Consider the following 14,468-nt stretch of genomic DNA (forward strand, 5'->3'; position numbering starts at 1 on the left):
AAAAAGAAGAGATGGAGCAGTTGATGGCATGGTATGAACAAGCAGAAACCAAAAAGTTGCATCCGGTTGCTCGTGGCGCTATGTTACATGCTATTTTTGTTGGAATTCACCCATTTATTGATGGAAATGGCCGTACATCACGCTTGTTATTAAATTTAGAACTAATGAAAGATGGTTTTCCACCAATTGTTATTAAAGTAGAAAATCGAATAGCTTATTATGAAGCATTAGATAAAGCACATACACAAAAAGAATATGATGATTTTATTAAGTTAGTCACTAACGAAGTAGAAGATTCATTAAACCTATATTTAAGTACAATAAATAAAAACGCTTAATAAAATATACAGTAGAGTTGACAGCTTAAGATTAACACCCCTACATCATTTCACCTGTGATGCTAACATTTTGCTAACGCAATCAAGTGAAAAACGGTAAAACCCCGTTAAAGATTTTACAGTAAGAATTTAGCAAAACCTTGATATACCGCACTTGATGTACACCCCGTTAAAGATATTACACACTCTCAACTTAGGGGCGGCATGATGTGATAGTCGCTTAAAACCTTGATATATAAATATCTTTAGGCATTTTGGTAACAAAATGCTAACAGCAGGTATATAAAAGAGGCTACTCATTAGTTGATTAAACTTTTGAGAAGCCTTTTTCATTTGATTACGATAGAAGGTGATGCATTATGCATTATCAAATAGATCAGTCTTCTGCAAACAGGCTAGATTAACCGTTGTATTACGTAGTAGACTTTATACTGCGTAATAGGAAAAAGCTGGCATTTACCAGCTTTAAAATCAATCATTTTTTTAATTTAGAGCAATACAACTGTTACTTACTTTGATATGCTTCTTTTAATTTTTCTATGTCAAATCTTTTCATTTGAAGAAATGTTTTAGTTAATCGTTCCATTTGTTCGTTCGTTCCGTTTGCCATCATTTCTCCCATAACCTCTGGCCAGATTTGCCAAGAGACACCGTACTTATCTCTCAACCAACCACATTGTTCTGCTTTTGGATCTGAGGAAAGTTTTTCCCAGTAGTAATTTATCTCTTCTTGATTTTCACACCGAACTAAAAGTGAAATGGCTTCATTAAAATGGAAGTCATGTGGCCCGGCACTGTCCATTGCGGCGAACCATTGATTCTCAAGCATAAAATCTGTAAACATCAAAGTCCCTTCCTTGTCTGGTTCCATGCCAGCAGGATAACGAGCGATTTCCCCTCGTCTTGAATCATTGAAAACAGAAAGATAAAAGGCACTGGCTTCTTCTGCCTTACCGCACACATCTTGAACATACATCATAGAAGGTGTGATAAATGGTCGTTCCTCACCTTCTGGATTCGTGAGGATTAGCTGCCATGTCAGGCCATACTTATCCTGTATCCATCCGTATCGTTTACTGAACGGATATTCTTGAAGTGGCATAAGTGGTGTACCGCCTTGTGACAGCTTTTCCCAGAGCTGATCTAAATTTTCTCTCGCGTTCTTATCTCTTGAAGGATCAAAATTGACAAAAAAAGAAATTGAAGGGTTAAACTGAAAATGCGGCCCTCCATTTATGGCCATGAATGAATATCCTGCGATATGAAAAGAAACAACATCGCTATCTCCAGATGGCGTGTTACGAACTGTTGCGATATTGGTGACTTTTGAATCAGGAAAAATGGATGTATAAAATTGTGCAGCTTCTTTAGCTTCCTGATTAAACCAAAGATGGGGGACAATTTTTTGTTTTATCAATGATATACCCTCCTTGTAAGTATGAATTACCTTATTTGATCTCGTTCAAATGCTCTTCCAGACGGTTCCAAGTCTCGGTAATTCCTTGTAGCATACCCATATCCATGACGGTTTTGAGAGCTTCCGCAGACACATACTCAGCACGGTTAACAAGTTTCGTCTTACCATCCAGATCAATGAATTCCAACGTGACCTCGGTTGATGGCATATTCTCGTTGATATTGCCTTCAGCATCCGAGAAGTAATCGGTGTAGATAATGGTCTCCGGCTCGATAATATCTTTGTAAATAGCTTTCCCCCAAGATTCCATGCCATAATAATCACCTTGGTTTTGATCCATGCACTTCATACAGAAGTGCCAAACTCCACCCGATCGGAAATCGATGTGGCAAACCGGAAGTTCCCAACCATTAGGTCCCCACCAATGCTTGAGATGCTCAGGTTCTTTGAACATTTTAAACACGAGATCGCGTGGTGCATCGAATATGCGTTCCAGTATTAATACGCGATCGTTCTCTACTCTTGAGCTAATTTCGTTGATTGACATCTTAACTCCTCCATCCACTTAAAATATCTTTTTCGGTTTTTCATTAACTTTTTCCAATATGGCAACGCAATTATTACTACAATGTCTCCGATCTTGATGCTTTTTAAAATAGGTTGCTTTACAATCGGACAAAGCGAGTCCATGACCAACTTTACAAATCATTATTTCTGATTCTTTTTACCCCAGTCAATTCAATGGTTTTTTTCCCTGTAATACGTTGAGATAATCGTCCAACCGATCCATCCGCGCTTCCCACACTCGACGGTAGGAGTCAAGCCACTTATCCAACTCTTGAAGCGGTTCTGGTCTTAGATTATAAATGCGACGATTAGCTACCTGTTGAACCTCGACAAGACCAGCATTACTCAATACACGAAGATGTTTTGAGGTTTGGGGCTGGTTTAGTTTTAACTTCTTCGCAATCTCTCCCACTGGAAGCGGTCCGTCAAGAAGAAGGTCAACGATATCAAGTCGGTTGGGTTCAGCTAGAGCACTGAAGGTTTGCACGTTCATGTAGAATCATCTCCCAACATGTGTATGTTTCTAGTTTTAATAATCGCTTGTTGTCATATCAAGAATATCACCTCCGAATTTCCATAATAACTATGTCGTAACTTTGTTGTTAAATTCATTATTCCATATAAGGAATATTCCTGTCAAGGAATATTTAACAAAATTATTTAGGGCGGTATAATATAACTATCCACAGGTTTCTATTAACAATTCGTCGCGTCAGGTAAAGATAAACCAAAAAGGGGGGGTGAACTGAACTATGGAGAATTCGATGGGGGATTCGGCAACGGTCACCGTTCATGTAAGGAAAATACGCAAAAAAACAAATCAGATTTTGACAATCCCTATATTGAGGTGGTTTGGGGAGCAGGTTGCAGATTGAAATTTGGGAAATGTAACGGATAAATTCGGCGTGACTTTCCAAATTGTTAACTGAAAGCAATAATAAATTTACCATCCAGGAAAAGGGCGCTTTTGTTGAATAAAAAAAGAAAAGTGTTTGTTGCACAACGATACTGGTAATGGATTAACCATCTAAGAGACGATTGCATTCTAAGTGATCGTCTTTTCGTATTTGACCAATACTATGCAGCAACGATCTTCAGTTTTAGATTTTGTGGAAGAAAGTACTTCAAGTCAAGATCAAGGAAGGTTGAGGAGTTTTTTTAATTCTCAAATCAAAATTTTTTTGAAGTTTACAGTGGATTTCCATAATGGATTTTTTATTATGAATAAAGTAAACGATATAAAATAATAATATGCAACAAATTACTTTGACACACACAGTAGTTTGTTATATATTATATTTCGGGAGGTGATGTATAGTGGTTAATAAAATATCTACAGATTTAATACGTGGTCATACAGATACGATCATATTAAATGTACTGCGCCATGGTGATAGCTATGGTTATCAGATTTACAAAACCATTATTGAAATGAGTGAAAATCAGTATGAGTTAAAAGAGGCAACATTATATACGGCTTTTCGAAGATTAGAAAAAGAAGGATATATTGTCTCTTACTGGGGTGATGAAACACAAGGTGGTCGAAGGAAATATTACCGACTAACTGAAGATGGATTAGATCGATATGAACAATACAAAAAAGAGTGGCATTTCGCAAAAGGTGTATTAAACAAATTAATTGAAGGAGGAATTGAAACCAATGAGGAATAAAAGCGATCTGGACCAAAGGATAAAATCATATGTGAATCAATTATTTTCTGGCGTTGGAGAAAGTCAACAATTGTTCGAATTAAAGGAAGAGTTGACAACAAATTTAAAAGAAAAAATAAATGATTATAAAAAAACAGGAATTGATGAAAAAGAGGCCTTTAAGGAGGCTGTTAGTTCTATGGGTGACCTTAGCGGATTGGTTGATGATATGAGAGTACTTGGTCAGGATAAAGCGAAGCAAGCTGTTTATACGACTATGACAGCACGTGTTTCGACTGCTGGGTTGGTAGTAGGGATATTAGTCATCTTATTTGGAATTTTAACTACTTCAATGTTGTATTTTATGGACCTTCCTCTACAAGCTGTTTCAGGGCCAGCTATTTTTATTGTTTTGGGTGGAGCTATTGTAACTTATAGTTTTTTAACTAGAGAGACAAATCAGAAATATGCGATGAATAAGGTTCGTGCAATTCTTTATTCATTATCAATTAGCTTAATTTTATTTGGCATGTTTGTTGCCTTTGTTACAAGATTTGCTACGGGTGAGATGTTTATTGCGATTAGTTCATTCATGGTTTTCTTTTTAGTGGGAATCGGCTTATTTTTAAGTCTTATCTTCAGTGGGACTGATCGAAAAAAATAAATACAAATATTTTGGGGTGACTATATGTTTTTAGCGATACTGATTGACGTTAACCACTCAACATTCAAACAAAGAGATAACCACCCTACGCCGTGCTAAGCAAAAGGTGGCTCTCATGAAATTATTAAACATCACTACTTTGATGTAGTACTGTAAAGAGAAGTGTTGGCGCACTTCTTTTTTATTATACTTTAAAGTTAGTTAATTTTATATCCTTTATTTATATATGAGGTTTACCTAGAATTTTTATAAATAATGAATCAACTCAGACGGAGTTTTAATGGTGACTAAAATTAAAAAATTAATTCTTTATTTTATTATATCTATTTCTTTAATAATTGTCTGCGGAGTAGGTTTTATGACCTGGACTTTTGTTTCATCCAAGACTTCTACAGTTTGGGAACTGTCTTTTGATAATTCTTTAATAATACCAGAATTATTAGAGCCAACTATAGATAGTGAAGGAAGAAAAGTGTTTGATATAACATTTAATCATGGAGAAGTAGAGTTTTTAGATGGAAAAATTACAGAAACTTGGGGGCTAAACGTTCCTTATTTGGCACCGACATTAAGAGCTGAACGAGGGGATGAGGTAATAGTTAATATAAAAAACGATGTTGATGAACCTACTACACTTCATTGGCATGGAATGATTTTACCTGCAGAAATGGATGGAGGGCCTCATCAATTAATTGCGCCTGGTCAAACATGGTCACCTACGTGGAAAATCAATCAACCAGCTTCAACAACATGAAGACCCACCTCAATTCGTTTTAAAAAATAATAAGAGCCACGATTGAGCTATTGATGGTTTTTCCGCTGTATGGTGACTATAGGGGATCTTGTTTTGAGGAAGAATAACTAAAAAAGAAGAAAGTCATCACTACGCAGCAACGATACTATTCAATAGAAAATGATATTACGCATATCAGTTGTGCGATTGCGTGTTAAGAAGCGTACTATCATCTACACTGTCCTTGAAGAACTGGACTTTCATTGGGATGAACGTGTCATCGGTAATAGATAATGTGTAGTTTCTAGTAGGGCTTAGATAGACCTTTTTTGGACAAGCACCTGGTACTGTTTGCTATAATGTAAAATAGAGGAAATAGCTTTTATGTTATTGTTTTTTCAATTTTTAGCTATTTGGAATAACCAAATTAGAAGAAAGGAAGCAGGGTGCTGATATGAAGGAAATCAAAACAGTTGGGATCATTGGATTAGGTGCATTAGGTATTTTGTTTGGTCATCATCTCTCAAAAAAACTACCTATAGAAGATGTACGAATTATAGCTGATAAGGATCGCCTAACAAAATATAAGAAGAATCATGTTTATAGTAATGGTGAACGTTGTATGTTTCACTATGTTACCCCTGATGAAATATCTCAGCCAGTAGACTTACTTATTTTTGCGGTAAAAGACGAAGGGTTATCAGATGCCATTGAAGCAGTAAAAAATCAAGTAGGAGACGAGACAATTATATTATCTCTATTAAACGGAATTAAAAGTGAAGCTATCATTGGTAAGACGTATGGTATGGACAATATCCTGTATTGCGTGGCACAAGGGATGGATGCGGTGAAAGAAGGGAATAAGCTGACCTATGCAAATATGGGTATGCTTTGTTTTGGGGATCAAGAGCCAGGTATGATTTCTGAAAAAGCAAAGCGCGTTGCTGACTTCTTTGACAAAACAGAAGTTCCATACGAAATCGATACAAATATGATGAAGAGACTATGGGGAAAATTGATGACAAACGTTGGTGTTAATCAAACGGTTGCGGTGTATCAAAGCAATTATGGGGCGATCCAAAGAGAAGGAGAAGCAAGGCAGACAATGATTGCTGCAATGAGAGAGGTCATTGCTTTATCTGAAAAGGAAGGGGTACATTTATCTGAAGACGATTTACATTATTGGTTAGATGTATTAGGTAAATTAAGTCCAGAAGGTAAGCCCTCGATGGCCCAAGACATAGAAGCAAAACGGTATAGTGAAGTTGATTTATTTGCAGGAACTGTCATAGAATTAGGCGAGAAGCACGGAATACCTACGCCAGTCAATCAGAGGTTTTATGATAAAGTGAAGCGTATTGAAGCGGAGTATTAAAAAATTAGCAGGGTCTATGAGTGATCGATGATCAAAGGATTTACACCTATTTTTCAAACAAACTTATTAGGATTTATAATCCTGAATGGACATTGTGTGTACTAAAAAATCCTGTACAAACCACTGAAAAAGTGAAAATTATATAAATTTTAAAAATGTTAATCGGAGGTAAGTTATGGAAAACGAAAAATGTGACTTGATACACTCAAACGGTGTCAAGGAAAAGAAATTAGAAGTAATTGATGGATACACGATAAAGTATCATGCGAACGGAAAAACAATATGGTCAAAAGGGAAAATGATTGGAGATCAACCGGATGGATATTGGGAATGGTATCGTGCTGATGGAACTATAAAGCGTTCAGGGTATTTTGAAAATGGCAATCCTGTTGGTGAATGGGTCACCTATGATAGCAAAGGTGAAAAATACAAAACCTCCAATCGTGATAAAAAATAAATTGATAGGGTAGATAGATTCTATTACTGTGCTAATGAACAGAATACTTAACCAAATTATTTGGATTTATAGGGTATATTTATGTAGTGGGTAGTTAATAAGGGTGGATGAATAAAATTGAGTAAAATCTACTAATTAAGAATAAATAGCTCATCTTTATACGGTAATGCCTCCAAAAAGCTAGCTTTTCGTAGGCGTTACCGTTGTTTATCAGAACGGACTTTTTCACATAATATTTATAATTTATTTATCGAAAGTTGATTGAGAATATTGACAAGGCGGATTAGGGTTTCGTTTAATCCAAGTTAGAAATCTACCAAAGAACGGATACAATCCGCACCATTATTCCGTGGACTATTCACCAACGTCGACACCTCATACGCATGCATTTCCTCTTCTGGATACGGTTTTATCAGCGACTTCAATATATGCTTATCTGCAATCGAGGGATTTAGCCATGTATCTCTATCCTGATCGCGAACAATAACGGGCATCCTATCATGAATGTCGCTCATGAGTTCGTTAGGTTCGGTCGTAATGATTGTACATGATACGATTTCTTCATCATTGTCACTTTTCCAACGATCCCATAACCCAGCAAAAGTAAAGATATTGTCATTAACAGTGATTCGGTATGGTCGCTTCGTATCATCAACCCGCTTCCATTCATAAAATCCATCCGCGACAATTAAACATCGACGGCGAGCTAGGAGGCGTTTGAAAGCCGGTTTTTCGTCTACGGTCTCACCGCGTGCATTTATCATTTTATAGCCAATTTTTGGGTCCTTCGCCCATGACGGAACTAAACCCCATCGTAAATAACCGGCCCTTCTTTGCGTGCCATCGGAAATGACGCTTAGTACCGGTTGACTCGGCGCAATATTATAACGTGGTTCATATTCGGTTAGTTCGAGTTGAAGTTGTTCTTCGATTTGTTCTTTTGGAGCTGCTAACGTATACCTTCCGCACATACAATCACCTCAATAACAGTATAACCGAAAGCTTAAAGGACTTAACGTGATAATAACACTCGATCTCAGAAAAGTAAGCCGTATGTCTTAATAGGACACGTACGTTTTGATGAGGGGGTAGCCACGAGAGTGGTTACCCTACTCTATGATCTGATAGAATTCAAGTTTATAATATGAATAATCCTAGTGAGATGAGAGCGCCTGTGACAAAGAGCATGATTAAACAATAACCCATTATATCGCGGGCGCCGAGGCCGGCGATGGCAAGAGCAGGTAATGCCCAGAATGGCTGAATTAAGTTCGTCCAGGCATCGCCCCAAGCAACAGCCATTACGGTCTTGGTAGTATCTACACCTAGCTCAAGCCCTGCTGGTAACATAATCGGAGCTTGAACTGCCCATTGTCCCCCGCCAGAAGGAACAAACACGTTGACAATTCCCGCACTTAGAAACGCGAGGACTGGGAAGGTTTCCGTAGTTGCAATACTCACAAACCATTCTGAAATCGAGCCGGCTAAACCGGAAGCGACCATCATCCCCATGATGCCGGCATAAAAAGGGAACTGGACAATAATCCCCGAAGTGCCTTTGACAGCGTTATTGACCGCATTGAGAAATTGTCTTGGTGTTTTATGTAGAAAAATACCAAGAATGAGAAAGATAAAGATAACAATGTTTAAATTTAATTCAAAACCGCTGTTGACAAAATAATAGACGATAAAAGCAAATCCTAATATCGACGTTAATAAAGTGATTAGTTTACTATTTTCTAATTTATCTGCTGGTGTATCATTTCCTGATGGTTCACTAACAGCAGCTAGCTCTTGATCTGTGCCAAACTGGTTGAAAGAAATCGTATGGTTTCGATCAGGCATCATTAATCGATTAACGAGCGGCAGGGCGATTAGGACTGCAAATACGATGATTAAATTAAATGGTGCAAAAATCGTATCGCTTGTTGGAATAATGCCAATCAGATCCTGAGAGAAGTGCCCATCGGTGGCAATCGTTAACGGAATCGAGCCCGAAAACCCAGCATGCCAAATAATAAATCCGGAATACGCACTAGCGACAAGTAAGCGGTAATCTACATCTTTGACCCTTTGTGCGACTTCGCGAGCAAGTAATGCTCCAATCACTAATCCAAAGCCCCAGTTAATCCACGAAGCGATCGCGGAGACAAGGGATGTTAAGATAATTGCAGTCCCTGGAGTTGTCGCCATTGAAGCGACTGCTGCTAGTCCTTTTTTAAAGAGCGGGCTGTTGGCGAGCGTATGCCCAGTCACTAATATTAACACCATCTGCATCGAAAAGGCTAACAGATTCCAAAATCCTTCTCCCCAAAATTGAACCATTTGAATAGGTGAATTACCAAGCCCCAATCCAAACACAAAGACAACAAACGTAAGAATAACAGCAAAGATAAATGCATCAGGAAGGTACCGGTTGACCAATCGTACACTTCCATTTGTTAACGCTTTGATCATCTATTTTTCCCCCTTTACTAATGTAAGCGTATGCAACACGCTTTACTAGTATTAATTAGCAATATTCATACCAATTTTAAAAGTGAGAAAATTCAGGCACAATTGCCAGTCATCCCATAATCGGAGGGGGAGTAGTGTGTAAGGATGACACACTTGTTGTGTAAAAACTTCACAGTGTGTATTGTGATCTTAGTCTAATTGATAATCTTTGCATTTGTTAATAAATGATTTACGCGACATTTGAAGCAATTCCGAAGCGTGCGTTTTATTGCCATTCGTCTGAGCGAGTGCCCATTTCATCGCTGCTTTTTCCGTTTCTTGGAGAATGCTTTTGATTGTATCTCCTTCTTTAAATTCCTGCTGTAACACAAATGTGCTTTCTTCTTTTGATTTTGGTAGAGAATCTGTAATCGACCGAGTTAAATGCTTAGGTAAAATAACTCCGCCAGTAGAAAAAATAAGCGCTCTCCGTAACACATTTTGTAATTGTCTTATATTCCCTGGCCAATGATACTTGTGTAACAATTCTAGCGATTCGGGTGTAATATAGCTTTTTTCGTAGCCAAAATCTGTCGCATACGACTCTAACAGATGGTGCACGAGCTCAGGAATGTCCTCTTTTCGTTCGCGAAGGGCAGGGATTTGAATTGGGACGACGTTTAAGCGGTAGTAGAGATCTGAACGAAATTGCCCATATTCAACCATGTCCTTTAGGTTACGGTTTGTAGCAGTAATCACACGGACATTGATTTTGATCGGGGTCGTGCTTCCTAATCGTTCAATTTCTTGTTCCTGAAGGGCACGAAGCAATTTAACTTGTAAGCCTAGTGATAGCTCGCCAATTTCATCGAGAAATAACGTTCCATTATGGGCAACTTCAAATTTTCCGGGCTTTGTGGCAGTTGCCCCGGAAAAGGCGCCTTTTTCAAATCCGAACAGTTCACTTTCTAATAGATTTTCAGGAATGGCGCCGCAGTTTACATTAACGAGAGGCTGGTCTGATCGTGTGCTATTAAAATGAATTGCACGAGCAATTCTCTCTTTTCCAGTCCCGCTTTCTCCTTGTAATAGCACCGGTACTGTTGTAGCAGAAACTTTTCCGACTAATTTATACACCTCTTGCATGGCCGCTGATTTTCCGATAATCCGTTCAGATGATTGTTTTTGATCTGGTTGAGGTAATTGTTTCGCTTTTTCCGATAAGGTACTCATTTCGACCGCATTGGCGACAATGGTTTTAACTTGGGCTATATCAAATGGTTTGACGATATAATCATAAGCACCTAAACTCATCGCCTTCATCGTATTTTCTGCTGTACTATATGCAGTAATCACGACTGTTAATAAGTCAGGGAAGGCGGTACGTACTTTTTCTAAAAGCTGCAGCCCGCCCATTTCAGGCATATGTAAATCAAGCAGCATAATGTGAATGTCTTTGTGATCGGTTTTTAAATATCGAAGCGCGACCTTGCCATTTTCCGCCTCTATGATCTTGTGCCCTTGTTTTTTCAGTATTGTTCGTAAGGCGATCCGGATGTTCTCTTCATCATCGACAATTAGGATGTTTGCCATAAAATCTAGTCTCCTTTTAATTTAATGTGTACGTTTTTGCTTAGGGAATCGGACAAGGAATGTAACACCGTTTTTCTCGTTCTGGCAAGTTATTCTCCCGTCATAAAGCTGAACGATGTTTTGCGTGACAGTTAATCCAAGTCCCATTCCATTTTTTTTATTCGAGTAAAAAGGATCAAAGATTTTTTCCTTCTTTTCTTCTGCAATCGTGGAGCCCGAGTTATATACTGAAAACTCGATCGAATCATGCATAACAGTCGAGTGAATCGCAAGCATCCCCTGGCGGTCCATCGATTGAACCGCATTTAATAATAAATTAATGATCACCTGTTGAAGGAGTGCGCGATCAGCGATCATTTCGATTTCTTCTAGATCGCTGATGAGTTGGCTCTCTTTTTTACGAAGTTCATGCTCAATTAATGGAAGTGTTTCACGGATGAGCTGATCAACACAAAGTTTTTCTTCTTTATAAGCGGTTGGTTTACCAAATAAAAGCAGTTGCTCCGTTAATTCATTAATTCGCTCGATTTCTTTAATAATGATCTCCATATATTCGCGGTTATCATCGTTTCGTTCCATTTGTTCTTCTACTATTTGCGTGAATGCTTTAATAGAAGCAAGCGGATTGCGGATTTCATGGGCCATTCCGGCGGCTAGTTCACCAACCGCTCGCAGGCGATCAGTACGCCTGACTTGTTCCTTCGTTTCTACTAGTTTATCAATTAATTTATTAACCTCATGCGGAATTTTATTTAACACGCCATCGATAGACGGAAGGCGATAGGATAAATCATGGTCCATTTTCCCGATCGACGCGATAATGATATCGATCGCACCACCTAGTTTCCGCGATATTTGCCAAGCGATGATCATACCGATACTTAGGCCGATTAAGAGAATATAGAAAATTTTCTTCATCATCGCAAAGATTTGCTGATTAACATCGCTTGTTAATTCATTTGCCCAAATATAACCGATAATTTCATTTTCTCGTTTGATCGGGATCATCGCATTCATAATATCACCGCGGACTTGATTGCCGGTCATGACCATCGGTTGTCCCGTCGTTAGTACGTCTCTTCCTGGATGATTTTCACTTATTGCTAAGCCGATTTTGTCCTTTAGCTCTGAACTTGGTCCATATGTAAGTATTGCGTCAAGTTCTTTTGAATAATAACCGATACCAAGGCCAGGATTATCATACGCGATGTTATCGGTAAGCGGTTGCAACTGTTGGTTTAGGATCCTGATTTTTTCCTCGTTTGTCAGGTTTTTTCCTGTTGGTAAGTACTGATCGAACGTACCAACTAACATTCGATCAAGGTGACGAGCAAAAGCATAGAGTTTTTTCTCTTTTTCTTCTAATAGTGCTTGTTCGACTTGAGTAATGGTTAAGTAACCGATGAGTAGTATTGGAACTGCAATGGCTACAATCATTGATAGAATCAGCTTAAAGCGGAAGGAGATCCTTTTTTTAATCATGTAGTCCTCCTTGATGTTATTGTAAAATAAAATTAAAGTGCCAGTCCTCCGACAGGGTAAAGTGTTACCGCAGTGAGGGACAGGTACCTTTTTGAGCTACCTTTTTGCTCGATACTTCTTTATCATAACTAATTATTGCCACAGGTAAAATAGGTTTATGATGTTTTTCGTACACACGACATACATAGAGTGAATTCAATTGAAGTAACACAATATTTTGCTTATGAGAGAGGAATGGGGAAATGGCATTTTGCCAGCAGTGGAATTAAAAAAGGAGTTTTTGAAGTAGTAGCTAATTTTTTATCAAATGAAAGTAAAATTAGAGTGCCTGTCCCCTGATATAGTATAGGGTTCTTACACTGAGGGCCAGGCACTTTTTTAAGGTGCTATTTGTGGACAGATGATCATTTTTATCTATTCAAAGTACCTGATACCTTCACAAAATGTGTTTTCCGTATATGTGATATTAGCAAAATTATTTTAGGCGGAATTGGAAAGTGTACTCTTAGAGGTTGATATTCGCTTTTTAAAGTCATGCTTTTCTAAGAACCAAGAAATACACCAGCCCCCCGCTAAAGCCCAGAAGGTTGAACTAATACCATAAAAGTTAATGCCTGACATTGCGATTACTAATGAGAAAAAGGCGCCCATTTGAAACTGACCTCCACTAAACGAACGCTGAAAGCTACTAAGTAACACATTTATTAGTGCGAGACCGGCAATTAACTTTATAAATGCAAGCGGTAATAATAAGATTAAAGCCAATGATATGGAGGCAAAGAGACCAAAGATACACATCCATACACCGGAAACGAAAGCAGCGACGTACCGTTTGTCCATTGGACCGACTTCATTTGATGAACAGAGAGCACTCATAATCCCGCCAATATTAGCACTATGTCCACCAAATATTCCTGCAAACATGGTGCCTAGACCATTAACCATTGTAATCAAATTCACAGGTGGCTTATATCCAGCACTTTTTAACACTGAAATTCCTTGAGCACCTTCCGTACCTAATAACATGACAGTTATCGGTATTGAAATGGCTAAAACGGCACCAAACGAAAAGTCAGGCAACCAAATAGAAGGGAAATGAAAAGTAAGGTCAGGAACAGACAGCGAATGACCGAAAAAAGGGAATAAGGCTAATCCAACAAATAAGGCACCGACGATTGGCGGAATTGCCCGAAGGTACTTAGCAAAAAAGAAATAAGAAAGAACAATTGCTCCTCCTAAAATGGGAAAAACAAAAATGGATTGGATCATATCCGTTGCGAAGTGGATCATTGACCCCGCAATCATAGCCATCACAATTTCTGCAGGCAGCCAGTCTAACAATGTCTGAAACCACCCAAACAAGCCAATCAAAAAAATAAGCAACCCAGCGATTAAGTATGCACCGATCACTTGCTCAAAGGAAAATTGTGTGATTGCTTGGGTCATCAGAACGGCAGATGGGATTGAATAGGCACCGGCTATGGGCATTCCAAGAAGTAGTGGCAAAATGATTCCGATTAATCCCCCGATAAAATAAATCCCAAATAACCAAGAAACGGTTTGTTCTGGTAGTAAATTGCCGTTTTGGGCAGCGGTAATGACAATTAAAATCGGGCCGGTACAACATATGACAGCTGCAACTGTTCCGGTGCCGACTGTTTTTATATCAAGGTTATTACGTAGTGATTTTGTGTTATTCATTATATTCTTTTTGAGAGATCCAGAATCTTTAAGTGACATGAAAGTATCATTCCTC

The 14,468-nt window shown here is 38.4% G+C and carries 15 protein-coding genes; 7 read left to right on the top strand and 8 right to left on the bottom strand.

Annotated features, from left to right (window positions below; genetic code table 11):
- On the top strand, positions 1-338 hold a 338-nt coding region (locus ACJ2A9_RS22180), incomplete at its 5' end, for a Fic family protein (protein ID WP_441423888.1).
- Between the two features lie 505 nt (positions 339-843).
- On the opposite strand, the gene ACJ2A9_RS22185 is transcribed toward ACJ2A9_RS22180, so the two are convergent.
- The 3 genes from ACJ2A9_RS22185 to ACJ2A9_RS22195 form a co-directional block, all read right to left on the bottom strand.
- Positions 844-1,761 carry a VOC family protein gene (locus ACJ2A9_RS22185; protein ID WP_441423928.1) on the bottom strand — a complete coding sequence of 306 codons (918 nt, stop codon included), beginning with the start codon at positions 1,759-1,761 and terminating at the stop codon, positions 844-846.
- A gap of 25 nt (positions 1,762-1,786) precedes the next feature.
- Entirely contained in the window at positions 1,787-2,302 is a 516-nt protein-coding gene (locus tag ACJ2A9_RS22190) for an SRPBCC domain-containing protein (RefSeq protein WP_441423889.1), read from the bottom strand.
- 186 nt (positions 2,303-2,488) lie between these two features.
- Positions 2,489-2,815, bottom strand: a complete 327-nt coding sequence (locus tag ACJ2A9_RS22195; RefSeq protein WP_441423890.1) for an ArsR/SmtB family transcription factor — start codon at positions 2,813-2,815, stop codon at positions 2,489-2,491.
- Positions 2,816-3,074: 259 nt separating this feature from the next.
- Here ACJ2A9_RS22195 and ACJ2A9_RS22200 point away from each other — a divergent pair, with 259 nt between their 5' ends.
- From ACJ2A9_RS22200 to ACJ2A9_RS22225, 6 genes are all read left to right on the top strand, one after another.
- Positions 3,075-3,197 carry a hypothetical protein gene (locus tag ACJ2A9_RS22200; protein ID WP_441423891.1) on the top strand — a complete coding sequence of 41 codons (123 nt, stop codon included), beginning with the start codon at positions 3,075-3,077 and terminating at the stop codon, positions 3,195-3,197.
- A 442-nt stretch (positions 3,198-3,639) separates the two neighbouring features.
- Positions 3,640-3,993, top strand: a complete 354-nt coding sequence (locus tag ACJ2A9_RS22205) for a PadR family transcriptional regulator (RefSeq protein ID WP_441423892.1) — start codon at positions 3,640-3,642, stop codon at positions 3,991-3,993.
- Positions 3,983-4,636 (top strand): permease prefix domain 1-containing protein, encoded by a 654-nt coding sequence (locus ACJ2A9_RS22210; protein WP_441423893.1) that lies wholly within the window; start codon positions 3,983-3,985, stop codon positions 4,634-4,636. Before ACJ2A9_RS22205 ends, ACJ2A9_RS22210 begins: the two co-directional genes overlap by 11 nt.
- Positions 4,637-4,994: 358 nt before the next feature.
- On the top strand, positions 4,995-5,390 hold the full coding sequence (locus tag ACJ2A9_RS22215; RefSeq protein ID WP_441423894.1) for a multicopper oxidase domain-containing protein: 396 nt from the start codon (positions 4,995-4,997) through the stop codon (positions 5,388-5,390).
- A 433-nt stretch (positions 5,391-5,823) separates the two neighbouring features.
- Positions 5,824-6,744, top strand: coding sequence for a ketopantoate reductase family protein (locus tag ACJ2A9_RS22220; RefSeq protein WP_441423895.1), 921 nt, complete (start codon positions 5,824-5,826; stop codon positions 6,742-6,744).
- Between the two features lie 175 nt (positions 6,745-6,919).
- Positions 6,920-7,201, top strand: coding sequence for a hypothetical protein (locus ACJ2A9_RS22225; protein WP_441423896.1), 282 nt, complete (start codon positions 6,920-6,922; stop codon positions 7,199-7,201).
- Between the two features lie 305 nt (positions 7,202-7,506).
- On the opposite strand, the gene ACJ2A9_RS22230 is transcribed toward ACJ2A9_RS22225, so the two are convergent.
- The 5 genes from ACJ2A9_RS22230 to ACJ2A9_RS22250 form a co-directional block, all read right to left on the bottom strand.
- A complete protein-coding gene (locus ACJ2A9_RS22230; protein ID WP_441423897.1) occupies positions 7,507-8,172 on the bottom strand; it encodes an SOS response-associated peptidase in 666 nt (221 codons plus the stop codon).
- Positions 8,173-8,338: 166 nt separating this feature from the next.
- On the bottom strand, positions 8,339-9,658 hold the full coding sequence (locus ACJ2A9_RS22235; RefSeq protein WP_441423898.1) for a short-chain fatty acid transporter: 1,320 nt from the start codon (positions 9,656-9,658) through the stop codon (positions 8,339-8,341).
- A 189-nt stretch (positions 9,659-9,847) separates the two neighbouring features.
- Entirely contained in the window at positions 9,848-11,230 is a 1,383-nt protein-coding gene (locus ACJ2A9_RS22240) for a sigma-54-dependent transcriptional regulator (protein ID WP_441423899.1), read from the bottom strand.
- A gap of 21 nt (positions 11,231-11,251) precedes the next feature.
- Positions 11,252-12,712 carry an ATP-binding protein gene (locus ACJ2A9_RS22245; RefSeq protein WP_441423900.1) on the bottom strand — a complete coding sequence of 487 codons (1,461 nt, stop codon included), beginning with the start codon at positions 12,710-12,712 and terminating at the stop codon, positions 11,252-11,254.
- A 480-nt stretch (positions 12,713-13,192) separates the two neighbouring features.
- Positions 13,193-14,452 carry a benzoate/H(+) symporter BenE family transporter gene (locus tag ACJ2A9_RS22250; RefSeq protein ID WP_441423901.1) on the bottom strand — a complete coding sequence of 420 codons (1,260 nt, stop codon included), beginning with the start codon at positions 14,450-14,452 and terminating at the stop codon, positions 13,193-13,195.
- Positions 14,453-14,468 lie beyond the last annotated feature (16 nt).

The sequence above is a fragment of the Anaerobacillus sp. MEB173 genome (assembly GCF_052119505.1).
In the GTDB taxonomy this organism is placed as follows: domain Bacteria; phylum Bacillota; class Bacilli; order Bacillales; family JBJMAU01; genus JBJMAU01.

Bases quoted from the DNA above. Each gene is read 5' to 3' on its own strand.
- ACJ2A9_RS22190 (WP_441423889.1), bottom strand. From the start codon at position 2,302: ATGTCAATCAACGAAATTAGCTCAAGAGTAGAGAACGATCGCGTATTA.
- ACJ2A9_RS22195 (WP_441423890.1), bottom strand. From the start codon at position 2,815: ATGAACGTGCAAACCTTCAGTGCTCTAGCTGAACCCAACCGACTTGAT.
- ACJ2A9_RS22200 (WP_441423891.1), top strand. From the start codon at position 3,075: ATGGAGAATTCGATGGGGGATTCGGCAACGGTCACCGTTCATGTAAGG.
- ACJ2A9_RS22210 (WP_441423893.1), top strand. From the start codon at position 3,983: ATGAGGAATAAAAGCGATCTGGACCAAAGGATAAAATCATATGTGAAT.
- ACJ2A9_RS22215 (WP_441423894.1), top strand. From the start codon at position 4,995: ATGACCTGGACTTTTGTTTCATCCAAGACTTCTACAGTTTGGGAACTG.
- ACJ2A9_RS22220 (WP_441423895.1), top strand. From the start codon at position 5,824: ATGAAGGAAATCAAAACAGTTGGGATCATTGGATTAGGTGCATTAGGT.
- ACJ2A9_RS22225 (WP_441423896.1), top strand. From the start codon at position 6,920: ATGGAAAACGAAAAATGTGACTTGATACACTCAAACGGTGTCAAGGAA.
- ACJ2A9_RS22230 (WP_441423897.1), bottom strand. From the start codon at position 8,172: ATGTGCGGAAGGTATACGTTAGCAGCTCCAAAAGAACAAATCGAAGAA.
- ACJ2A9_RS22235 (WP_441423898.1), bottom strand. From the start codon at position 9,658: ATGATCAAAGCGTTAACAAATGGAAGTGTACGATTGGTCAACCGGTAC.
- ACJ2A9_RS22240 (WP_441423899.1), bottom strand. From the start codon at position 11,230: ATGGCAAACATCCTAATTGTCGATGATGAAGAGAACATCCGGATCGCC.
- ACJ2A9_RS22245 (WP_441423900.1), bottom strand. From the start codon at position 12,712: ATGATTAAAAAAAGGATCTCCTTCCGCTTTAAGCTGATTCTATCAATG.
- ACJ2A9_RS22250 (WP_441423901.1), bottom strand. From the start codon at position 14,452: ATGTCACTTAAAGATTCTGGATCTCTCAAAAAGAATATAATGAATAAC.